We start from the raw sequence: 21,245 nt of genomic DNA, 5'->3' as shown, positions 1-21,245 counted from the left end.
TCAAGGGGGCGCCCGGAAGCCGCAGCGGAGCGCAGAGCTGGCCGCAGGCCAGGTCGAGCACCGAACGGGTGAGGACGGCAGCGCAGCGGCCCTTGACGGGCTGGCGTGCCGGGATAGACGCTCCAGTCGAGGGTGTGGGGGTGGTTTCATCTCCCCCGCACCCTTGACGACAGAGGGCGACTCGCTCCTTCCCGCAGGGCGGGAAGGCGGGGGATGGGTGGGTGCCCTGCCCGCCTGCTTGCAGGCAAGAAAAAACCGCCGCGATCGCGGCGGCTGTGACACAAGATGTTGTGGTTAGGAGCAGCTGGTCGGACACAACATCTTGTGCCTGCCCGTCATGCGCGCATGCGGAACCGGTCCTGCTGCTGGCCGGCATTGCCGTCGGTGGTCCGCGACTGCGGCTGCCACTGCGACACGTAGTTGTCGTCGGCCTGCATCAGCTTCAGCTCGGTCATGACGTCGCGCACGTCTTGGCGCAACGCCTCGAGGCGCGCCTGCTGCGGAAACGGCTTGCCCTGCTCCGCGACGGCCTTCGCGTGTTCACGACGCTCTTTCTCGCGCGTCTCCTCGGCCTCCTGTCGCCAGTCCTCGAACCGCGCCACGAAGTTGTCGAGCCGATGGACGAAACCCGTGATGCTGAATTTCTCCTCGGCGCGGTAGCTCAGGTTCTCGGGCTCGTAAGTGTCGGAACCGGTCAGCGTGAACTGGATTTCGTCGCGACTGGCGTAGACCTTGATGTCGAACCCGCGATAGCGGCCGACTGGCATCTCGGTGGGTCGGTCAAGAATGCCGACCGCCCGTCGTTCGACGGCCTTCTTCATCGCGTACATGACCTCGCCCAGCAGCGTCTCCCGATCCTTCTCACCATAGACGCGGCTCTTGGTCTCGAATCGGAACTGCTCGGTCGTTGCTGCATCGCGGATCTCGATCTCGCGGTTCCAGCGCGCGATAGCGCGATCAGCACGCTTGTCGGCATCGGCCAGCCAACCGACGCGGCTTTCGAGACTGTGCTGATTGCGCTTGTAGTTCGAGAACAGTGCCTCGACCTTCTTCAGATCGGCACTGAGCTGCACCTGCAAGAAGATCAGCGGATTGCCCGTCGCGGCGGCCTTCATCTCGGCCGCATTGGCGGCTTCGCTCGCAACGTCTTCGATCACGCGCTGGAGACTGTCGCCCTTACGGAACTGTTCGATGCCGGCGGCCTTGTATTCGATCGTCTGCCACATGCGGCTGTCGTAGGTCTGCTTAGTCGCATAGCGCAGAATCTCGACCTCGAAGCCGTCTGGGTCCTCTTCGTAAAAGAGGTTGCCCTGCCTCAGAATGCGGCCCTCACGCTGCTCCAGATCGCTCGGCCGCCACGGCGCGTCGAGATGGTGCTCGGCGACGAGTCGCCGCTGAACGTTCGTGCCGGCGCCCATCTTCGCAGTCGAGCCGAGCATGATGCGCGAGTGGCCGCGGTTCATGTCGTCGAACAGCTTCGCCTTCTGCAGATCCGTCGTCGCCTCGTGGATGAAGCGGATCTCATGCTCGGGCACGCCGCGCGCGATCAGCTTCGCCTTGATGTCATCGTAGACGGAAAAGTCCGCGTTGCTGGCCAGCAACTCGTCCATCGAGATGGCGGGCGCTTCGTCGTCGCCCTCGTCATCGCCGTCCGCCGGCGCGATCGGCGCGGCTTTCTTTGACAGTTTTGGCGTCGACAGATCGCAGAACACGAGTTGCGTGCCCTTCCGGTCCTTCCACGCCTCCCATATGCGATAGATGTTGTCGATCGCCGTGTTGATCTTGCTGCCGGCGTCGTCGGCCGCGTGCGGACTGATGAGGCGGAAGTCGAGGCCGGCCTTGCGTGCATCGTTCGTGATCTTGAGCGGGTTGTCGACGCGCGGGTCCTTGGGCAGGTTCTCCATCCGGTGAATGATCGAGCCACTGTTCCAGTTCTTCAGCGGCATGCCGTCGCCGCGCAGGACCGCCTCGCCCTTGTCGTCGAGCACGGGTGTCTGCACGCCCATGAACAGCGCTTGCGCCTCCGATCGCTCGACGATGATGTTCTGCGGCCGCCCGCCCTTGATCTTCGGAACCGGGAAGCGGGTGCCACGTTCTGCGGCCTGGCGGTCGAGATCCGACTTCGTGATAACGTCGGCGAACGTGCGGTACAGCGAGATGAGCTCGGGAACGTTCTGGAACTTCGAGAACCGGCTGTTCAGACGGTAATTAACGCCTGTGGCATCAAGCTCCCAGCCCGTGACCACCTGCCCGAAGGTGGAGGCCCATGCATCGAAGTGGACGATGCCGCGCGCCTTGAGCTCGTCGTACTGAAGGTAGCGCTGCATGGTGTAAAGCTCGGCGATCGTGTTGCTGATCGGTGTGCCAGTCGCGAAGAAGATGCCGCGGCCGTCGTTGCGCTGCTGCAGGTAACGGGCCTTCACGAACAAGTCGAATGCCTTCTCCGATCCTGCGAGATTGCCAAGTCCGGACACGCGGCTGAGCGTCGTCGTGATGAAGAGGTTCTTGAACTCGTGCGCTTCGTCAACAAAGAGTGAGTCGACGCCGAGGTCGGCGAAGCTAACCGCCTGGTCTTTCGCGCCGGTGTCGGCTTTGCGCTCGAGGCGCTCGGTCATGCGCTCCTTCGCCTTTTCCATCTCCTTGATCGTGATCCGGTCGCCCTGCTCAGCCTTGATCTGCGTGATGGCGTCGCTCAGGTCCTCGATCTGTTCCTCGAGCAGCTCGCGCAGCGTATCCTCGGGCATGCCGATCTTCTTGAACGAGCTGTGAGCGACGATCACGGCGTCCCAATCGCCGGTTGCGATGCGACCGAACAGGCGCTCGCGATTCTCCTTCTTGAAGTCGCTTTTTTCGGCGACGAGAATGTTCGCGTTGGGATATAGCGAGTAGAAAGCGTCCTTCCATTGCAGCAGCAGATGGTTCGGAACGACGAGCATGGGCTTCGACATCAGGCCCATGCGCTTGCTCTCCATGATGGTGCCGACGCACACGAGCGTCTTGCCGGCGCCGACGACGTGATCGAACAACGCGGTCCCGTCCTGAATGCCGCGCCAGATAGCGTCTTTCTGGTGCGGCCGCAGCGTGATGTCGAGCGACGCGCCGGGAAGGTCCAGGTGCGATCCGTCGTACTTCGCCGGAATGTTCGTGTTGAAGCGATCGTTGTAGATTCGGGCGAGCGTCTCGCGGCGATCCTTGTCCTCCCACACCCAATCGAGGAACGCCTGCCGGATCTCGTCGGCCTTCTGGTTGGCGGCCGCCGTCTGTGCGTCATCAACGCGGTATATCTTGTTCCCGTTCGCGTCCTTGCCGGCCTCGACCTTGACCTGGATCGGCCGGTTCGTCAGGATCGACTCCATGAGCTCGTTGGCGGGATATGCCTCGGTGCCCCATGTGACGCGTGCCGTGGTGCGATCACCGTGCTCGATGTCGACGAGCCACTTGCCCAGCGTTTCCTGATACGTGATGCGGCGGCGCACGTCGCCGAGCAAGTGGCCGACAAACTGACCGATCACCTGGTCGGGTACCCACGTCGAGCCGAGCTGGATGGAGATATCGACCGGCTCGATGTCGGCGGGCTGAACGGCGCGCAGTGCGTCGACGTTCTCGATGTAGCGCGGATTCTGCCCGGCGGCCGTTTCGGCCGTGCGCAGCTTCGCTTTCACATTGCCGGTCAGATACTGGTCCGCCGTCTCCCAGCGATCGCGCTCGGGATTCAGGTAGATAAGCCCTTTGAGATCGCGAATCAACTCGTCCTCGGGCTTGCCCGTTAGGCGCATCATGCGCGCGAGGTCGATGCGGCCGCTCTCGTTCATGGACACCACAAGCGCGTCCTTCGCCGTCTCGACGTGCGTGACTTCCTTACGTGGACTCATGACGCGCTTCGAGAAGATCGCCGCCTTGTTCGCGCTCGGCCGGCGCGGCTCCACGCCGTGCTTCTTCGCTGTCTCGGGCGAGATGCCCTTGTCGTAGTCGCTTTCGAGTGCGTGCAGCAGCGGATACTCGGGATCTTCCGACATGGCGAGGCGGTTCGCCTGCGAGCTGACGTGCCCGAACTTGCGCACGAATTCGTCATAGACGCGATTGAGCGTCGTGCGCTTCGAGGTCAGTGCGAAGTCGGTGACGTGCTCAGACTGCTCGGCCAGCATGAGGTCGCGCAGCGCCTCGCGCACTTGCACCATGCCTTTAATGCGTGCGCCGGCGCGCTCGTTCTTCGGTTCGACGTAGGCATAGTCGTGCTCGTCGAGGATGTCCGGCAGGCGTCGTGCGAGGCGTCCGTTCGGCGCGGTGAAGAACGAGCCGATCTTGAGCGTGTCGGGCAGCGTGAGCGCCGGCTTCTCCTCGCGTTCGTCGACCGCAGCAGCGACATCGGTCGCTGGTCGATATACGTCAGCAGGCAGCGCCTGCAGGCGCTTCTCGATCGAGTCGGCGAGATCGACGCCGGCCTCCGGCAACAGGTCCGCCGTGTCGCGGTGCATCTTGCTGGTGATGGCCATGCGACCGGCCATCTGCTCGGGATGGTCGACGAAATAGCGGTTGAGCGTGATCGCCTCGCCAGTCTCGTGGTCTCGTATTTCGCCGACATCCACCCAGCGGCGATCGGGAGTATCGCCGGCGGCCGCCTTCTGAAAAAAGATGATGTCGGTCGTAACTTCGGTGAGCGCGTTGCGCTTAAATGCGGTGTTCGGCAGACGGATCGCGCCGAGGAAGTGGGCGCGATCGGCGATGTGCACGCGCGCCGCGGTGTTGGCCGCGTCGAGGAAGTAGCGGCTGACGACGACGGCCATCACCCCGCCCTCGCGGAGCTTGTCGATCGACTTCGCGAGAAAATAGTTGTGGATCGAGAAGCCGCCCAACTCACGATGGTGCGGATCGTAGAGCGATTGAGTGCCGAATGGCGGATTGCCGACGCAGGCGTCGAAGTGACCGGCGGGAATCACAACGTCCTGCAGGCCACGGTTGATATGCGTCGCGCTCGGATAGAGATGACGCGCGATCTCGGCGGTCAGCGGGTCGAGCTCGATCGCGGTGAAATGGCTCGCGGTTCGCATCGGCGCCGGCATGAGGCCGACGAAGTTGCCGATGCCGGCCGACGGCTCGAAGACCCGGCCACCGTCGAAGCCGATACGTTGGAGGCCCTTGTAGATGCCGTCGATGACGATCTGCGACGTGTAGTGCGCGTCCTGCGTGGAACGGCGTGCACGGTCGTATTCGTCTTTCGGGAGGAGCGCGGCGAGCTCGAGGTACTGGTCCTGCCAGTCCTGGTTGCGATGGTCGAACGCCTGCGGGAGACCGCCCCAACCAACGTAGCGCACGAGGATCGCCTGTTCGTCGGGCGTCGCGGCGCGAGCCTGTTCGCGGAGCTGCATGAGCAGCTTCAAGGCAGCGATGTTGTCGCGATATTTGGCCTTGGCTCCGCCCTCGCCGAGCTGATCCGCTGCGGTGATCGTGTAATCGACCGGCGTTACAGCTCGGTGTTGATCTCGTTGCTGGCCAGAATCTCGTGTTCCGTCAGTCCGTTCTGCTTCTGGTCGATCGACCGGCTCAAGACCTGGTGCTCGATCGTCTGCTGCTCGAGCAGTCTGCCCAGCAGAATTACCTCGCCCTGCGCTTCCAGCGAGCGCAGTTTCTCCGGGCTGTTGAACGCCCAGCGGTCGAGGATTTTCCAGCCCTGCAGGTGATACGAGGGCGAACGCCGGACGGCTTGGATCGTCGTCGGCTTGAGGATTTTGGCCGCGATCGTCAGCGGCTGAGTTTGTCCGATAAGCATGCTGTGCTCCTTCATCTTCGTCGACATCGATCTGTGCCTGAAGGCTGTCGATGATGTCGGCGGTCTCGTTGAATTCGAAATCGAATGAAAACTGATTGAGATCGTCGGCCGGCTGCCGTTTTTTCGCCATGATGTACGCCCTCTAGCCGTTTGTATCATAGGCATTATACAAAATACGTCCAAAACGGCTAGCGGGATTGAACATACGGCCATACGGGCAGGTTCTGTGGCGTATGCGGCGTATGTCTGCGAGTGTCGTATATCGGCGTCAGCCTCCCGGTTTCGGCGCGACGCGGTGCGGCACGCGCGGCGCGTGGCGGTCAGCTTGGTGCTCGCGCTCGAAGTCGGCGCGCAGATCGGCCAGCGACCTGAAGTCGGCTTCGCCTGCTCCTCGCTGCTCCATGCGACGTGCGATCGCGTCGAGCCTGCCGACGAACTGGTGGCGTTCGGTAGATGACCATTCGCGTGAGCGCTCGGCGTCGACACGCTCGCGGCCTGCCGGTGGCTGCTCCCATTGCGCGGCGACGAGGCGATTGTCGTAGACCGGCTCGTCGCTGTTTCGCGCAAACACGGTCATCCGGTCGACGAGCTGCTCGGCCTCGAGCTTCTCGACAGTCAGCGGAACGCCGGTGAACGCTGCATCGTGCTTATCGCGATTCGACCAACGGCCGAAGCCGTTGGCCTGCACCTGGCGCTCATAGCGCTCGTGGATGCTTAGGCGACTGACAAGCGCGTTGACGGCCATCACGCGGGCCTCGATCCGGTAGCCGGCATCGCGCAGTTTCCGGCAGAGCTTGGCGAGGTTGTCAGGGTCGCGCATCGTGCCGTCTACGATCAGGTTTCGACGCGCGGCCATCGCGGCGCTCGTCAGTTTGACGGCCCACGGGCCCGCATCACCGTGGGTGCGGTCTGCCGCCGTGCGGTCATCCTCGCGCATCAGCGCGATGTACCTTGGATGGTTCTTGCGGAGTTCGTCCGCGTCGATCTTCACGGCATTGCCGGCGAGCTCGTCCAGCGCTACGCTGGCGAGCGCTGCCTTGCCTGCGCCCGGTTGGCCGCCAAGGATGATCGCTACGGGTCGCTGGACGGGCCGCGTGATCGCGAGTGCTTGGGTCTGGATCTCGCGCAGGATCTCGCCGTGCGTTTCAGAGTCCAGCCGAAACTGCGCAGTGTCGGTCTGCGGAAAGGTCTGCTGCTGGCGATCGCCGGCGCGGATGCCCGTGGCGATGTCGCGTGCGGCGTCGCGTAGCTCTGCGAGCGTAAGCGGGCCCTTCGAAAGGCCCGTTGCGCGCAGGGCACGCTGGAGCGTCGCGCGCACGCCGTCCCACGCACGCCCGACGAAGCTCCGTTCTTCCTCGGCGACGAAGGCGAACACTTCCTCGGCCTTGTACAGATCTGGAAGCGAGGCGTAATCGCACTCTACCCGCTTCCAGATATGGCTCAGCGATGGCTCGTGCCGCGTTTCCAGAACGCGATCGAGCAGAGCGCGCTTTTCAGTCGGGCTGAAAGTGTTGAGCCCGTAGTGGCCGAGCAGCTCGTGGCGAAGGGCTCGTCGGACGGCCCCTTCGTCACCCATATTGGAAGCTGCAAGGGTAAAGATGCGTCGGGCCGGGTGGTATGCCCCGTCGATGCGGTAGCCGAGTTTTTCACGGGATGCTTCGGGTCCATAGATTTCCTCCTGCGTCGCACGCACAATGGCGGTTACGGGAATGTTCCCGTTGTACTCGGCGAGGAACTCGTCGACGGCTTGCTGCGCCTCTTCGACCGAGAGCCCGCGCGGGCGATTGTCGTGGATGACCGTCATCGTGGCCTCAAGTCGTCATGCGCTCGCGCGCACGAGCCTGCCATATTGTTCAATGACGCGCGCGACAGCATCGTGGTCGCCGATGCGCAGGCGGCTGCGCTCCCCGGCGAGGTCGGCTTGCTGCCGACGCAGTTCGGCGAGCCGGTCAACGTCCGGCGCGTTCTTCGCCTTTTCCTCTTCGATGTCGCGCGCCTTCAAGGCGATTACGTTGCCGATCGTTTCGAGCGCGCACTCGTAATCGGCAAGCTGGTCGTCAGTCCAAGTAGTCATAACGTCATGCTCCGGGCCTTGCGGGCCATGTAGGCGTGGCGCAGCAACACACATGCGACAACCACGTCGACCAGACCGAACAGCAGCGGTCTGAAAGCGATGGTGTTGTGCAGCATGTAGCCGCGCGCGGCTGCGAAACAGAAAAACAATCCTACGAGAAGGGCGACGATCGCGACGCTCGTCTGTACGGCTGCCTTCATGTCAGTTGCCCTCCTTCGATTCCGGCGCGGCCGGGTCGGTCACGGAAATCGTGTTCATCATCACCGATTTGCCGCTGGACGGTGCTCCTACAATGAGTTGAACGAACGATTGCGATATCGTCTGGACATTGATGTTGTAGTTCCGACATTTGTTAGCGGCACGTTGAAACTGTTGAGCCGCAGTGTCATTCCAGCCAGGCCAAGCGGTTATGTCGATTGCGCCGCTCGCATTCGCGCTTTGGTCGTTGCACCATTGATAGAGCTGTCGGCACTCGTCAGCCGTGAGACTGTCAAGCAGCGATATGGCGAAGCCGTCGGTGCCGGCGACAATCGCAGCGTTGCACGCATCGATGTCAATCGCGCGCACTTCGCCGGCAGCGTCCTTTACTTTCAGTTCCATGTCGATCCTCTCGATGATTGTTCGATGTGCTTCACTTCTTCGGCCACTGCTGCGCGCCATGCAGAAAGCGGATCAATTCGATTCGTCCCGCGCGCGGTTTCACGCGATAGACGACGATGAACGGTGTGCGGCTGACGACCAGCTCGCGTGTGCCGTCTACGCGACCGGGGCGGCCCATTTCGGGATGCTGGATCAGCATGTCGGTCTGCCGTTCGATCTCGTCGAGTTGGCCAAGTGCGGCAACCGGGTTGTCCTCCGCGATATAGTCGATTGCTTCTTCGCGAGCGCGACGAGCGCGCGGTGTCCATACCAACACCATCACTTGTTGCCGCCTGCGATGCGGGCCTTCAACGCTTCGCGTTGACGCTGCATGTCATCCTTCACCACGTCGTGCGGCACCCACTCCGTATTCGGGTCGTCGGCCTCGGCGAGGCCCTGCTCGACCTGCGCGCGGAACCACTTATCGTGTTCGGCCGCTTCGTGTGTTCGCTTCAGGGCTTCAGCCCGATCGGGCCGCGTTCGCGTCGTCTCCCTATCGTCGGGGTTCCAGTCCTTCACGTCGAACGAGCCGACGGCCAGACCGAGGCCGCGGAGCAACGTCAGCGCTTGGGCAGGATTGCCGAAACCGCGCGGTTCGCTGCTGCGGGCCTTCGCGAGAATGGCTTCCCCGCCATTGCGCGTGTCGACCTGTACGTAGAAGGCGCCGCCCTGCGCTTTGAGCGTGACACCCGCGACGCCGCCGGCGTCGGTGGTGGCCCGCAACTGCTCAAGGGTCAAGGTGTGCATGCTAATCTCCCGATGCAAGGTAATTGTTATTAGAGTACACGACTAACAATTAACGTGCAACACCTTAGACGCTACCCTCTTTATCGCGCGGGGGCTCGGCAGGTTCTTGAACGAGCGTGAGCTGATACTCGGTATGCAGGTGCTGCATCAAACGCTCTGCCGTTTCGGGGCTCTGGCACCGAAACAGCACGATCGCGCCGGGGATGCCCATTGCCCGCTCGATGTAACGACGGGCAGTGGCCGGCATTTCGTCGTCAGCGGCGATGATTGCCAGCGCGAGACCTTCGCGGCCGGTAATGTCGATGGTGCGGTCAATCGATCGCTCGACGGCTGGCGTGATGCGCGGTTTGTTGTCGGCATCGCGCAGCAGCAGCGACACGATGAACGGCACCGTGCGCCCGTCGGGCGCTGTCGCGTGGTAGGCCGGTACAGCATCGAGGTAGACGCGTTCTTGCATGGTCGCTCCGTTATGGGGAATTGCGGTCGATGGCCAGAAACGGGGTGTTGCCGCCTACCTGCGGGTCGATTGACCCGAAGGAGGCAACATTCGCTGCGCGCTGCTTGAGCCACTTGTCGATCAGCGCGCGGGCTTCGTCGTCGTTGACCTGGACCAGTCGCCCATTGTCGGAGAAGAACACCGGCATGCGGAACGTCTTGCTGCCGTCGACGGCGATCGCGACCTCGATCCACCGCTGCTTGCCTTCGCTGACGCGATAGAACGTGGCTTGGAAGCCCTGCAGGACCTCGCGATGGGTGCCCTGTTGCTCGGCAGTCTCGGCCGGCGGCTTGCGATCGCAAGCCGCGAGCAATGCCACGAGCGCGAGGGCGATGGCGCAGCGCTTCATGAGTTCACCTCTGCTCGCCATTTCAGATAGTCCTCGACGCGGTAGAAACCGGCCGCCGCGGCGTTGCGCTCGAGCGCCCATGTCGTCTCGCCCGGCTGGATCAGTGCGCGCAATTCAGGGGGATAGAATGCGCCCGCCTCTACTGCGGCCGGATCGTTGTCGGGAGACTCCTCATCCGTATCGGTGTCGGTCTCAACGTCGTGGGGCTCCGACCCGTGGTCTTCATAGTCCTCGGGCATGCCGTACAACTGCTGCTCATATTCGGCCCACGGCTTCTCGGACCAGAGTGCTCGCACATCGTCATCGGTAAGTCCTGGCCCCGTGAGGCGGTCAAGCGCTTCGCCGCTGATCTCATTGGCATCGACGCCCAGCACCAAGGCGAGACGTTGCCTTGCCGCCTCCTCTTCACGGCGCATTTCTTCGTAGAACGCGTCGATCTCGGCCATCTCGGCGGCGTCTTCGGCTTCTTTACGCTCTCGCTTGGCGCGAAGTTCGGCCTCGATCTGCTGTTGGGTAGCGCGAGCGCGGTCGAGCACCTCCGTCCAGTTCGGCGGAGGCGGACAAACGCCGGCCTGCACGAGGCGGGCATTCTGATAGTCGATGAAGGCCATGTTCTCTTCTGGCGTCACGACGGCCGGTTCGGTGGCCACGTCGTCGATTGCGCGTGGCAATCCGCGCTTCGTGCGGCCCGTGCCCGCGCGATCGACAAGATAGCGCTCGCGCCATGCTTCGCCGCGTGCGCGTTTGCCCTCGCCTTCCATGCTGGTCGTGTACCGCATGAGCCACGCGTGCATGTACCACTGGCGCTCCTGCGCATACTTGATGGTTAGATCGTGGAAGCGTTGGTAGAACGCTTCGTCGTGCCCGCAATCGAGGCTATCGCCTTCGTGTGCGACCTCGTGTTCGATCAAGCTGAAAATGTATGCGGCGGCCTTGAGCGGCACCGTCTTGAGACGCTTCACCACGTCGACGGTGAACGCGATGTAGCTGTCGCCATCCGTCCACGCCTCGGCGGTGTTTGACTGGCCGAGAAGGATCTGAAAGGACTTGCCGCCCCTCGCAATGGGGCTGCCGTGATAGCGGCGTTCGCCGCCGGTGAGGACAGCAGCATAGTGGTGGAGAATCGTGCGCAACGCGGTCCACGCGCGGCGGGCCTCCTTGTCCAGCGCATCGCGCTCGGTAACAAGCGCCGTTCGCTCGACGAATGCGTCGCGCAGCGCCGAGAAGGCGACGAGCTCGGGCAGCTTGAGCGAGTCGAGTCCCCAAAAACGGGTACCGTTCTTCTCGACGTCCTCGCGGATGTTGGCGTGGATGCGATCGACACAATCGAGCAGGTCGTGTGCGTTATAGCAACCGAATCGCTCGAGCGTCTTCGGGTGAACAACGACTGCGATCCCCTCGCGCGCGATCGCCTCGCCCTTTGGCACGTCGAAGCCGTTCTCGACGACCGTGAAGCGGTTGCCTTGACGCTTGTTGTGGCTGTAGCGGCATTTCTGCAGGAATGCCTGCATCGTGACGTTACGCTTTCCGGGCAGCAGCGTGATGACCTCCTCTTTCTCGTAGATCTGCACGATGTTCGGGTCGCCGGCGAGCAGCGCGCGAGCCGACTTCTCGCGGCTCGCTTCGGTCTTGCGGTGGTCGCCGAGTCGCGATCGAACGTCGTCGGCCAGCGTGCCAAACTGCTTCGCGATCGCCTTCCAGACCGGACACGTCTTGCGCAGAATTTCGGTACGCGAGACATTCAGTGCGATTGCCTTCTTCGAGACGATGAGCCCGCCTGCGCCCCACATGTGCGCGGGGTCATGTCGCACCAGCACGCCTTGGTTGTAGATCGACACGGCACCATCTTCCTTCGCGCGATACCAAGCAAATTCGTCTTCCGCATCCCATCGCTCGGTTCGGGGATCGCGGGTAATGACGCGGCCGTTCAGCTCGACGCTGACCGGCGTGTAGCGCACGAGGTCGCGGATTTCCTGCACGGCCGACATGAGCTCAGAATCCGTGAGCGGCTCGTACCAACGGCCGGTGATGGAACAGCCCGGCAGCGTCTGCACGAGCTGCTCGAGGTCGTAGCTGTAGCCCATCGCGCGCGTGTCGACCGTCATCTGCCACGCGTTCGAACACCAGATCGTGCTGGCATGGGCCATGATCTGGCCGCGCCCGAGGCGGAATCGGCCGTAGGTCGCATCGCCTTCCTCGTGCGGCGTGCCGAAGCGCCCGAAGTAGCGAATGACGTCTTCGCGGCTCGCGAAACCGTTGCCGTCATCAGAGCACTCGAAGCCCTCCTTCGTCATGGAAAGCCGCACGGCCGTGGCGCGCGCGTCGACGGAATTCATCAGCAACTCAATGATTGCTTTGCCGATCGAGCCGGCCTGGCTGTAGATGATGTGGTGGATGATCTGCGGATCGAGTTCAAACGGGAGCTGCATAGGTCCTCCTCACTTACGATCTTCGAATTCGAACGTGACGCTGCCGTTGCTCGCGTCGAGCTTCAGCGATGCCGAGAACTTGCGTTTCGACTTGCTGACGAAGCCTGCAAGCACACCCGTCTTGCCCTTGCTGATGAGGGTCTCGGCGTCGGAGGCAGAGAGCTTGCGGCTCGCGATTTCGGTGCGCACCTTGAAGTCGCAGCCGGTACACGCGTAGTTCCATGCCTGCACTTCGATGGCCGACGAGCATTTCGGGCACTTGGCCTTGAGCTGCTTCGCCTCGCCGTTGGACGCCGGCGCGGCACGGTCCTCGAATTCGAAGTCGATCTTGCCGGTATCGATGTCGAGTTTCAGCGCGGCTGAAAATTTCTTGCCCGACGAGCGGCTGGTGAAACCGGACAGAACACCGGTTTTGCGATCGGCGAGCAGCTTGCTGGCCTCGCCCTCGGTGAGCCGCCGGCCGAGGATTTCGCCCCATACCTTGAAGTCGCAGCCGCTGCACTGATACGCGCGGCCGTCGACATGAACAGCGGCGCCGCATTTCGGGCACGGTGCGTCGAGAGCCTTGGCAACCGGCTCGGGCAGCTCGCCGTGTTTCGCGCGGATGGTGTTGACCATGCCGGTCGACAGGTCAGCGATCTCGCTCATGAACGCAATGCGGCGGTAATCGCCCTTCTCCATGCGCAGCAGCTTCTGCTCCCACTCGCCGGTCATCTGCGGCGACACGAGAAAGTCGATGCCAGCCTGTTCGAGGAACGCGATGAGGTCCATGCCCTTGGGCGTCGGCACGAGCTCGTTGTCGTCGCGCAGAAGGTAGGGCTCTTTGGGATTGCCGTTCTTGTCCTTGTCTTCGAGCAGGCCCTCGATGATCGCCGCGCGCGTGGCTGGGCGGCCGATGCCGTTGGCCTTCATCGCGGCGCGGATGTCCTTGTCTTCGACTTGGCGGCCGGCATTTTCCATTGCCGACAGAAGCGTCGCCTCGGTGTAGCGCTTCGGCGCTTTGGTGCGCAACGCCTTCAGGTCGATCGAGTCGGTTTTGACGGACTCGCCATCTGCGACCTTGCAAAGCGCGGGCGTCGCGTCGTCATCAGCCTTGTCGCCATAGACCGCGAGCCAGCCCGGATCGACCAGCACCTTGCCGGAGGCACGGAACGTTTCATCCGCGACGATGGTGGTCCGCACGGTCTTCTCGTATTTCGCCGACGGATGAAACACCGCGATGAAGCGGCGCGACACGAGGTCATAGATCTTCTGCTCGTCAGGGGACAGACCGTCCGGCTGCTGGCCCGTCGGCACGATGGCGAAGTGGTCGCTGATGTCGGCGTTGTTGAAGATACGTTTGTCGGGCTGTACCCAGCCGTTGTCAATGACGCGCTGCGCATGCGCATCGAGTGGCGTCGTGGCGAAGCTGGCCAGCGTGGTCGTGGCCGTTTCGAGATAGTCCTCCGGCAGCGCTCGGGAGTCCGTGCGCGGATAGGTGGTGGCCTTGTGCTTCTCGTAGAGCGCTTGTGCGATGTCGAGCGTCTTCTTCGCGGAGAACTTGAAGCGTTTGTTGGCTTCACGTTGGAGCGCGGTCAGGTCGAAGAGTGCGGGGGCGTGGCGCTCCTCGGGCTTCGACTCGTCCACCACGGACGATGGATCAACGCCTTTGCATTTATCGACGATAGCCTGCGCCTTCGCCTTGTCGAACCATCGTGCGCCGGTTTGCTCGGATTCGGCATCGCCCTCGCCTGCCGAATCGCTGCCGCCGTCGGCATCGCCGATCCACTTCGCGACATAGGTGCCTGCCTCTGCGCGAAACGTGCCGTGGATCTCCCAATAATCGCGCGCGACGAACGCGGCAATCTCGCGCTCGCGTATGACTGGCATGGCGAGCGTTGGCGTCTGGACGCGCCCGACGGGTGATACCTCGCGACGCTGCGTCTGCCGCTCGCGCAACGCGGTCGTCGCACGCGTACCGTTGACGCCGACAATCCAGTCAGCTTCGGAGCGGCAAAAGGCAGCGTCTGAAAGATGGTCGAATTCGGCGCCGGGGCGCAGATCGTCGTGCGCCTTGCGTATGGCCGACGCGACCATCGATTGAATCCACATGCGTTTCGTCGGCTTCCGGCACCCCGCCTTGTTGTAGATGAGGCGGAAGATCAGTTCGCCCTCGCGCCCGGCGTCGCACGCATTGACGACGCTGGCCACGTCGTCGCGTGCCATCAGCTTTTTCAGCCGGCTGAATTCGGCGGTACAGCCGTCGATGACCTCGAGCTCGAAGCTGTCCGGAATGATCGGCAAGGCGCCGATCTTCCACATGTCTTTGCCGTCGGCGACCGGCACCGTCTGTTTCACCAAATGCCCTCTTGCCGGAGCGACGATCGCGTCGTCGCTCTCGAAGTACCCGTCGGCTTTGGTGAAGCCGCCAAGCGCTTTCGCGATGTCAGCGGCGACGGACGGTTTCTCGGCGACTATCAGTGCTTTACCCATGTTCCTTCCTCGGTTCAGTTGCTCGGCTACAAGCGGCTTAGGACGCCGATCGCGTCTCGTTCGGCCGCTTGCTCTTTTTCCGTAGAATGGCTACCATACGAAAAAAGTATATAGCATTATGAGTCACCGAGAAAGGACGATCCAATGCTTTTGAAGCGAGTCAGTGCCGCCGTCGGCCTGATGGCCGTCGCGCATATAGCGCATGCGTCTGCAACAGCCGGCGTCGTGGCCGTGCCGGCATGTGTTGTTCAGGCCGCGAACGATTACACGCTGCCGGTGCGTGGGCTGCTGGCCGTCTGGCTGACCGAGGGCGGCCGCCTCGGCACGGTGAGCAAGAACACGAACGGGACGGCGGACTATGGCCCGATGCAGATCAATACCGTGTGGGCAACGCGTCTCGAAACGCAGTTTGGCGTGACGCGCCAGATGATTACGGACGACTTCTGTTGGTCTGTTCGCGCAGGCGCATACATCCTGCGCTACGAGATCAACCAGGCGGGCGGCAGCTTTTGGGATGGTGTCGGGCACTATCACTCGCGCACGCCGCAGTACAAGTATCAGTACATCGAGCGCGTCTATCGCAACTCGATGAAATTTTGAGGATGACGCATGAGTGCAACGCAAGGTAAGCGCGACGACATGGGCCTCGTGTATCTCGGGATGCTCGGGCTCGCAGCGGGCTTCTGCTGGTTCATGTGGTACTCGTCGCATGCCGACATCGTGTACTACGGCCTCAAGCTCGCGTGGTATCAACTGTCGGCGCTCGATTGGCCGTTCATGCCGGATGCGATCCGGCGATGGAAGCAGGAGGTCGCCTATCTGGCCATGCGCCCAGCGACTGTGTCATTCGATCAGTTTCTCTCGATGATGAACCGGGCTGGCTACCTGTTCGTGTGGATTCCGATCTTGCTGGCGATCCGGGGCATCAAGCTCGCGGTGAAGCACAAGGCGAACCTAACTCGGCGAAAAGTCACGGTACAGACGCTGCCGTGGATCATGTCGAATCACTCGCCGGCGATCATCCCGTCGCTGTATTACGGCGACAAGGACACGTTGCTGCTGAACGTCGATCCGGAGGAACACCGGAGCTCGATCAATCCAGAGGAATGGGTCGAGCAGCACGGTCTGCTGGTGAACGGCGTACTGGACCGCGAGCGCTGCCGAGCCCTGTTTGTTGCGGATCTCGGTCAGCCCGTGAAGTCGCTGGACGAGCTGAAACCGCAGGAGAAAGCGATGTTCGCGATCTTCGGCACGCGGCTGCTCGCCGACGGGAAGGATGGCGGTAAGGCGCAGGATCTGCTCGATGCGCTGAACCGTTCGTGCCACAAGCATACGTGGAACGGTAAGAAGGGATACCCCGACCTGTCGATCGCGAACAAGCCGTTCGCGAAATATGCCCAGCATCCCGAAGCGCAGCGATGGCTCGAAAAGCATCCCTACCCGCGCACGCTGTTGCACGCCATGCACAAGGCGGCGCAGGGCTCGGGCAAGCTGCCGTCATCCCATTTCCGCTGGCTCAAGGGTATGGACCGGGGACTCTGGTACGCCCTCAACACCACGGGCCGCAAAACGCCCTTTCTCGAATCGGCCGCAGTCTTCACGCAGACCCTGTGGGAAGACTTCGCGTTTGACAGCGGCTATCGGCTCACCGAGCCCCACGTCGACGATGCGGTCGATGGCGTGGAAGCCTACCTCATCAAAGTCGGCCTTATGGCCCCGCGCAAGAACAAGGAGTAATCCGTGAAGAGCAACGACATCATTCGGCCGTTCGAGAAATCGCTGCTTGTGCAGTTTGGCAGCACCGGGGAGTTGCAGCATGTCAGCACGCTGCGGCTCGATCAGGGCGTGACGTTCATTCGGTCGGGAAACACGATCGAGGCGCGCTATCACGATGGCGCCGGCGAGGCGTTTGTCGTCGAGCGCTTTTCGAGCGAGCCGCTCGCGAACACGGCGTTTCATAACCTGCAGGCGGCGTTGAAGCGCTATGCACGCGTGCGGCGATTCGCGGGCTACTGGAAAGCGGCGGTGAAATGGGGCTTCGCGCCCCTGACGGTGGCCGTCCTCGCGCTCGGGATCAACATGGCGGCGACGCGCGCGGTGGGCGGCTCGGTGGGCGGCTCGGCGGGCGGCATCGGCGCGGCGGGTGCAGCGCCGATGGTGCCGCTGCCCAGCAATTTGGGCACCGCCGCGGCGCAGCCGCCCATCGCGCGGCCGGCGGTGGCCTCTCCCGCCGAACTGGCTCTCGCGATGGCAGACGGCGCGAAGTCGGGCAAGTACGCCGTCCAGTTGTCGAAGGGCAGCAAGGGCACGCTGTACGTGTTCTCCGATCCGTCCTGCCCGCACTGCCAGGATCTCGAACCGGAGCTCGACAAGCTCGCGAAGGATTACACGATCTACATCTTCCCGGTGACGGTTATCGGCGGCGAAGCGTCGTCGCATCGCACGGCGAAGCTCATGTGTGCAAAGCCCGACGCACGCGGCGCGTTGTGGAAGAAGATCGTGCAGGGTGACGATCTTCCGAACGCCGAATGCGCCGAGGGTACGGATGCGGTTGCCCGGAACGACAAGATGTTCCGCGTAATGCGGTTCCTCGGCACGCCGACCATCATCAATGCGGCCGGCGAGCAAACGCCCGACTCGATTCCGAACACGGCGGACGCGATCAATCAGTGGATGTCGACCGCGACGACGGCAAGCAAGTAAGGGGCAGCATGGCCAAGTACATCCGGTTCGGCGATGACTTTCTGGACCGTCTCCGAAGCGAGACCGATCTGCCGGCGCTGATTGAACGTGACGTGAAACTCAAACGCGCCGGTCAGAGCTTTGTCGCGTGTTGCCCGTTCCACGAAGAGAAGACGCCTTCATTCCACGTGTCGCCCGACAAGCACACGTATCGGTGCTGGGGATGCGGTGCGCGCGGCGATGCGATCGAGTGGATGCGGAACAAGCATCACATGTCGTTTCACGACGCTGTGGTGCATCTGGCCGGGGTCTGCGGCATTCCCCTGCCCGTCGAGGATCGGGACAGCGACGAGGATAAGGCGCAGCGCAAGCGCCTCGCCACGCTCTATCAGGCGCTGAAAGAGGCCGCGCGGGTGTTTTCGCGTGGCTTGGCGAAGAGTCCGGCCGCGCGCGCCTACCTCGAGGAGAAGCGCGCACTGACGGCCTCGACGATCGATCGCTTCGGGTTGGGCGTTGTCGCGAAGGGCGTCGTCGAGCTGATGGCTGGCTCGACGAGTCGCGATGCGCTGCTGGCCTCCGGGCTTGCCGCGCAACGCGACGACGGCGAGATCTACGACCGCTTTCGCCATCGCATCATGTTCCCGATCCATAACGAAACCGGAAACCTCGTCGGGTTCGCCGGTCGTTCGATGATCGAGAAGCCCGACAAGACGCCGAAGTACATCAATTGCCCGGAGACCGAGATCTTTCACAAGGGCCGCGAGCTGTACGCGCTGCATCTTGCGAAGCCGGCGATCCGCAGCGGGCGAGTTGCCGTGATCGTGGAAGGCTATTTCGACGTCATCAGCCTGCACCAGGCCGGCGACGAGCGCGCTGTCGCGCCGATGGGCACGGCGCTGACCAACCTGCAGGTGCGCCGGCTACTGGTCCACGCGGACACGATCGTGTTCGCGTTCGACGGCGACGCGGCGGGACGCAAGGCCGCGCTCGCGGCCGCAGCCGTGCTGCTCGACGAGATGAAGGACGGCAAGTCGGCGCGCTTCCTGTTTCTTCCCGACGACGAAGATCCCGATAGCTTCGTGCGGTCGCACGGACTTGAAGCATGGCACGCCGCGACGGAACAGGCTGTGCCTCTGAGTGCGTTCCTTGCCGACTACGTGGCTCACGGGCTCGACCGAAACGTGCCAGAAAGTCAGGTCAAGGCCGCCGAGAAGGCAAAAGCAATCCTCGCGCGAATCCAGCACGCCGAGCTGTTCGGCCGTGCAATGAAGGCGAAGCTCGAGGAAATCATCGGCGTCGCATTGGACTGACGGGACGATCTTTCATGGCACACGAATATCTGTTGAAGCGGGAGGCAGTCTGATGGCATTGGACCCGAATCACGAGATCGACTCGGCGAGACTGACAGTCGACACCCGCAGCGCCGAGCAGCGGTTTTTCGCTGCGCTCTACCGGCCGTCGACGTTCCGCAACTTCCTGGTGCTGTTCATCGGCCTGCAGGTCTATCTGCCTGCGCTGTGGCCGGTATGGGTCATTCTGCTCTGGATGATGGTCATGTCGTTTCAGGACCAGAAATTCCAGATGCCGCTGCGCATGCCGAAAGATGTCGGCGGGCTCGATCGTACCGACTACTACGAGGAACTCGTCGAAGAGAACATGCTGTGGGGCTTCGTGCGACGCTCGAAGACCCTGCGCAAGTATCTCGTCGCCGGCGGCATTCTCTATCTTGGCTTCCTGCGATCGCGCAACCTGCACGATCAGGGCCGTGAACTCTGGTTGACGAACTCGGACGCGCGCACGCACATGTTCGAGGTCGGAACCACGGGTAGCGGCAAAAGCGAAGGGTTGATGGGCACGTTCCACAACGCGATTTGCTGGGGCTCAGGGGCCTGCTATGGGGACGGCAAGGCGGACTCGAATCTCGCCTTCTGCTTATGGTCGTTGTCGCGCCGTCACGGCCGCGAGGATGACTTCCTGATCCTGAATTACCTCACCGGTGGCATGGACCCGTTCCAGCGCATCGTGGACGAAGAGCTCGGCCGCTTTGCTGGCCGTGCGGTGCTCGCGCAGTCGAACTCGATGAACTCGTTCGGCGACGGCTCTGCCGACTTCCTGCTGCAATTGATGGCATCGCTGCTGCCGCGTGCAAGCGGCGACGGCGCGCAGTGGCAACAGAAGGCGCTGAACATGATCGACGCCCTGCTCCGCACGCTCTGCTACAAGCGAGCGAAGGGCGAGCTGGACATTTCGATTGGAGTGATCCGCCATTACCTCGCGCTGCAGAACCTAGTGCAGTTCTATATCGAAGGCCGCGAAGGCAAGATCCCCGAACTGGCGTTCCTGCCGATCAAGGCGTACTTCGAGACCGGCCTGCCCGGTTTCAACCCGGCGCAGGCGCACGATCCTACGCAGTGGGACCCGGAAGTGTTCAACCAGCACGGCTATCTGACCGGGCAGTTCGCTCGCACGCTGTCGATGATGATGGACACGTATGGCTTCATCTTCGCCGATAAGTACCCCGAGATCGACATGCTCGACGTGCTGCTGAACAACCGGCTGCTCGTCGTGATGATCCCTTCGCTGGAGAAATCGGCGTCTGAGGCAGCGTCGCTCGGCAAGCTGTACATCTCGTCGATCCGCTTGATGATGGCGCAGAACCTCGGCTACCGGCTCGAAGGCACGAAGGCGGAAGTGCTGGATGCGAAGGCAACGAACGCGCCGAACCCGTCGGTCATCATCAGCGACGAGCTTGCCTATTACTTCGCCGAGGGCATCGCGGTCATGTTCGCTCAGGCCCGTTCGCTGGGCTTCATGATGATTGCCGCGGTACAGGACGTGCAGGGCCTCAAGCGCGGGGAGGCAAGCGAAGAATCGGCCTCGATGATCGCGAACACGAAGGTGAAGTGGACGCTCGCGCTCGAGGACCCGGAAGACACGTTCGAGCTCATCAAGAAAGCCGGTGGCGACGCGTATTTCAGCGTTCTGTCAGGTCACGATGCGACGATGGGCACGTTCACGACGTCGAACCAGGCGCAGGCGCAATCGAGCGTCGAGCGTCGCGAAAAGATCACGCTGAACGAGCTGAAGAAGCTCAACGCTGGCGAAGGCATGGTGATCTTCAAGGACGCCGTGGTGCCGTGCGCGTCGTACTACATCCCGGACGAGCACAAAAAGACGTCGAAGCTCCGGGCGCGTATCAACCGCTTCCTGCAGATCGAACGGCCGCAGTTCAAGCGTCTGCCGCGTAGCGCCGAGAAGGTCAGCAGCGCAGACGTGCATTCGGCCGACTACATCTTTGCGCAGCTCCGTCGGAGCGAGAAACCGTATTACCCGTCGCTGGACGATCCGATCCTGTCGGCGGTAGTGGGTGCGGTCGCCCACATGAACGACATCCAGCGCTTCGAGGTTACGCCGACGGAGCGCGGGATTGTCCTTTTTGAAGCTGCACGCAAGGCGATGAAAGAGGCCGAGGCAGCCGGCCGTTCCGGGTACATGCATGAGCCGCGTCACGACGACCCTATCGAGCTGATGCCGATGGATGATGACGACGACATACCCGAATCCGCCTTCGATGAATAAGGAACGAAACA

17 protein-coding genes are annotated in these 21,245 nt (G+C 62.6%); 5 read left to right on the top strand and 12 right to left on the bottom strand.

Annotation, left to right across the window (positions count from 1 at the left end):
• Positions 1-335: 335 nt before the first annotated feature.
• The 12 genes from C2L64_RS52900 to topB all read right to left on the bottom strand — a co-directional run bounded on the left by C2L64_RS52900 (position 336) and on the right by topB (position 14,973).
• Positions 336-5,366 carry a DEAD/DEAH box helicase family protein gene (locus C2L64_RS52900; RefSeq protein WP_244144671.1) on the bottom strand — a complete coding sequence of 1,677 codons (5,031 nt, stop codon included), beginning with the start codon at positions 5,364-5,366 and terminating at the stop codon, positions 336-338.
• 95 nt (positions 5,367-5,461) lie between these two features.
• A complete protein-coding gene (locus C2L64_RS55805) occupies positions 5,462-5,794 on the bottom strand; it encodes a hypothetical protein (protein ID WP_244144672.1) in 333 nt (110 codons plus the stop codon).
• A 241-nt stretch (positions 5,795-6,035) separates the two neighbouring features.
• Complete coding sequence (locus C2L64_RS52895; RefSeq protein ID WP_090838854.1) at positions 6,036-7,571, bottom strand: zeta toxin family protein; 1,536 nt, start codon at positions 7,569-7,571, stop codon at positions 6,036-6,038.
• A 15-nt stretch (positions 7,572-7,586) separates the two neighbouring features.
• Positions 7,587-7,841, bottom strand: a complete 255-nt coding sequence (locus tag C2L64_RS52890; protein ID WP_028229626.1) for a hypothetical protein — start codon at positions 7,839-7,841, stop codon at positions 7,587-7,589.
• Positions 7,838-8,041 carry a hypothetical protein gene (locus C2L64_RS52885; protein ID WP_028229625.1) on the bottom strand — a complete coding sequence of 68 codons (204 nt, stop codon included), beginning with the start codon at positions 8,039-8,041 and terminating at the stop codon, positions 7,838-7,840. Before C2L64_RS52885 ends, C2L64_RS52890 begins: the two co-directional genes overlap by 4 nt.
• Position 8,042: 1 nt before the next feature.
• The gene (locus C2L64_RS52880) at positions 8,043-8,441 is read right to left on the bottom strand and encodes a hypothetical protein (protein ID WP_090838855.1); all 399 of its coding nucleotides are present in this window, start codon (positions 8,439-8,441) and stop codon (positions 8,043-8,045) included.
• Positions 8,442-8,472: 31 nt separating this feature from the next.
• On the bottom strand, positions 8,473-8,760 hold the full coding sequence (locus C2L64_RS52875; RefSeq protein ID WP_008344173.1) for a type II toxin-antitoxin system RelE/ParE family toxin: 288 nt from the start codon (positions 8,758-8,760) through the stop codon (positions 8,473-8,475).
• A complete protein-coding gene (locus C2L64_RS52870; RefSeq protein WP_008344175.1) occupies positions 8,760-9,227 on the bottom strand; it encodes a hypothetical protein in 468 nt (155 codons plus the stop codon). The genes C2L64_RS52875 and C2L64_RS52870 overlap by 1 nt, the downstream gene beginning before the upstream one ends.
• A gap of 64 nt (positions 9,228-9,291) precedes the next feature.
• Positions 9,292-9,684, bottom strand: a complete 393-nt coding sequence (locus C2L64_RS52865; protein ID WP_028229623.1) for a hypothetical protein — start codon at positions 9,682-9,684, stop codon at positions 9,292-9,294.
• 10 nt (positions 9,685-9,694) lie between these two features.
• On the bottom strand, positions 9,695-10,072 hold the full coding sequence (locus C2L64_RS52860; protein WP_028229622.1) for a hypothetical protein: 378 nt from the start codon (positions 10,070-10,072) through the stop codon (positions 9,695-9,697).
• Positions 10,069-12,501: an ATP-binding protein gene (locus tag C2L64_RS52855; protein ID WP_090838856.1), complete on the bottom strand. Its 2,433-nt coding sequence runs from the start codon at positions 12,499-12,501 to the stop codon at positions 10,069-10,071. The genes C2L64_RS52860 and C2L64_RS52855 overlap by 4 nt, the downstream gene beginning before the upstream one ends.
• 9 nt (positions 12,502-12,510) lie before the next feature.
• Entirely contained in the window at positions 12,511-14,973 is a 2,463-nt protein-coding gene (gene topB / locus C2L64_RS52850; RefSeq protein ID WP_090838858.1) for a DNA topoisomerase III, read from the bottom strand.
• Positions 14,974-15,117: 144 nt separating this feature from the next.
• Between topB and C2L64_RS52845 the strand changes: the two genes are divergently transcribed.
• Genes C2L64_RS52845 through C2L64_RS52825 form a run of 5 tightly spaced genes read left to right on the top strand, consistent with a single transcriptional unit; the run spans position 15,118 to position 21,234 of the window.
• Positions 15,118-15,573 carry a lytic transglycosylase domain-containing protein gene (locus C2L64_RS52845; RefSeq protein WP_090838860.1) on the top strand — a complete coding sequence of 152 codons (456 nt, stop codon included), beginning with the start codon at positions 15,118-15,120 and terminating at the stop codon, positions 15,571-15,573.
• Positions 15,574-15,582: 9 nt separating this feature from the next.
• Positions 15,583-16,710 carry a secretion/conjugation apparatus DotM-related subunit gene (locus tag C2L64_RS52840; RefSeq protein ID WP_028229619.1) on the top strand — a complete coding sequence of 376 codons (1,128 nt, stop codon included), beginning with the start codon at positions 15,583-15,585 and terminating at the stop codon, positions 16,708-16,710.
• 3 nt (positions 16,711-16,713) lie between these two features.
• The gene (locus C2L64_RS52835; RefSeq protein ID WP_090838862.1) at positions 16,714-17,676 is read left to right on the top strand and encodes a DsbC family protein; all 963 of its coding nucleotides are present in this window, start codon (positions 16,714-16,716) and stop codon (positions 17,674-17,676) included.
• An 8-nt stretch (positions 17,677-17,684) separates the two neighbouring features.
• Entirely contained in the window at positions 17,685-18,965 is a 1,281-nt protein-coding gene (gene dnaG / locus C2L64_RS52830) for a DNA primase (protein WP_090838868.1), read from the top strand.
• 52 nt (positions 18,966-19,017) lie between these two features.
• The gene (locus C2L64_RS52825; protein WP_028229616.1) at positions 19,018-21,234 is read left to right on the top strand and encodes a TraM recognition domain-containing protein; all 2,217 of its coding nucleotides are present in this window, start codon (positions 19,018-19,020) and stop codon (positions 21,232-21,234) included.
• Positions 21,235-21,245: the final 11 nt, after the last annotated feature.

Source organism: Paraburkholderia hospita (assembly GCF_002902965.1).
GTDB lineage: Bacteria > Pseudomonadota > Gammaproteobacteria > Burkholderiales > Burkholderiaceae > Paraburkholderia > Paraburkholderia hospita.
The sequence above is the reverse complement of the archived record's forward strand: the minus strand, read 5'-3'. Positions and strand labels throughout refer to the sequence as shown.

Coding starts and splice junctions, on each gene's coding strand:
- C2L64_RS52860 (WP_028229622.1), bottom strand. CDS start 10,072: ATGAAGCGCTGCGCCATCGCCCTCGCGCTCGTGGCATTGCTCGCGGCT.
- C2L64_RS52885 (WP_028229625.1), bottom strand. CDS start 8,041: ATGAAGGCAGCCGTACAGACGAGCGTCGCGATCGTCGCCCTTCTCGTA.
- dnaG (WP_090838868.1), top strand. CDS start 17,685: ATGGCCAAGTACATCCGGTTCGGCGATGACTTTCTGGACCGTCTCCGA.
- topB (WP_090838858.1), bottom strand. CDS start 14,973: ATGGGTAAAGCACTGATAGTCGCCGAGAAACCGTCCGTCGCCGCTGAC.
- C2L64_RS52845 (WP_090838860.1), top strand. CDS start 15,118: ATGCTTTTGAAGCGAGTCAGTGCCGCCGTCGGCCTGATGGCCGTCGCG.
- C2L64_RS52890 (WP_028229626.1), bottom strand. CDS start 7,841: ATGACTACTTGGACTGACGACCAGCTTGCCGATTACGAGTGCGCGCTC.
- C2L64_RS52870 (WP_008344175.1), bottom strand. CDS start 9,227: ATGCACACCTTGACCCTTGAGCAGTTGCGGGCCACCACCGACGCCGGC.
- C2L64_RS52895 (WP_090838854.1), bottom strand. CDS start 7,571: ATGACGGTCATCCACGACAATCGCCCGCGCGGGCTCTCGGTCGAAGAG.
- C2L64_RS52840 (WP_028229619.1), top strand. CDS start 15,583: ATGAGTGCAACGCAAGGTAAGCGCGACGACATGGGCCTCGTGTATCTC.
- C2L64_RS52855 (WP_090838856.1), bottom strand. CDS start 12,501: ATGCAGCTCCCGTTTGAACTCGATCCGCAGATCATCCACCACATCATC.
- C2L64_RS52900 (WP_244144671.1), bottom strand. CDS start 5,366: ATGCAGCTCCGCGAACAGGCTCGCGCCGCGACGCCCGACGAACAGGCG.
- C2L64_RS55805 (WP_244144672.1), bottom strand. CDS start 5,794: ATGTCGACGAAGATGAAGGAGCACAGCATGCTTATCGGACAAACTCAG.
- C2L64_RS52825 (WP_028229616.1), top strand. CDS start 19,018: ATGGCATTGGACCCGAATCACGAGATCGACTCGGCGAGACTGACAGTC.
- C2L64_RS52865 (WP_028229623.1), bottom strand. CDS start 9,684: ATGCAAGAACGCGTCTACCTCGATGCTGTACCGGCCTACCACGCGACA.
- C2L64_RS52875 (WP_008344173.1), bottom strand. CDS start 8,760: ATGGTGTTGGTATGGACACCGCGCGCTCGTCGCGCTCGCGAAGAAGCA.
- C2L64_RS52880 (WP_090838855.1), bottom strand. CDS start 8,441: ATGGAACTGAAAGTAAAGGACGCTGCCGGCGAAGTGCGCGCGATTGAC.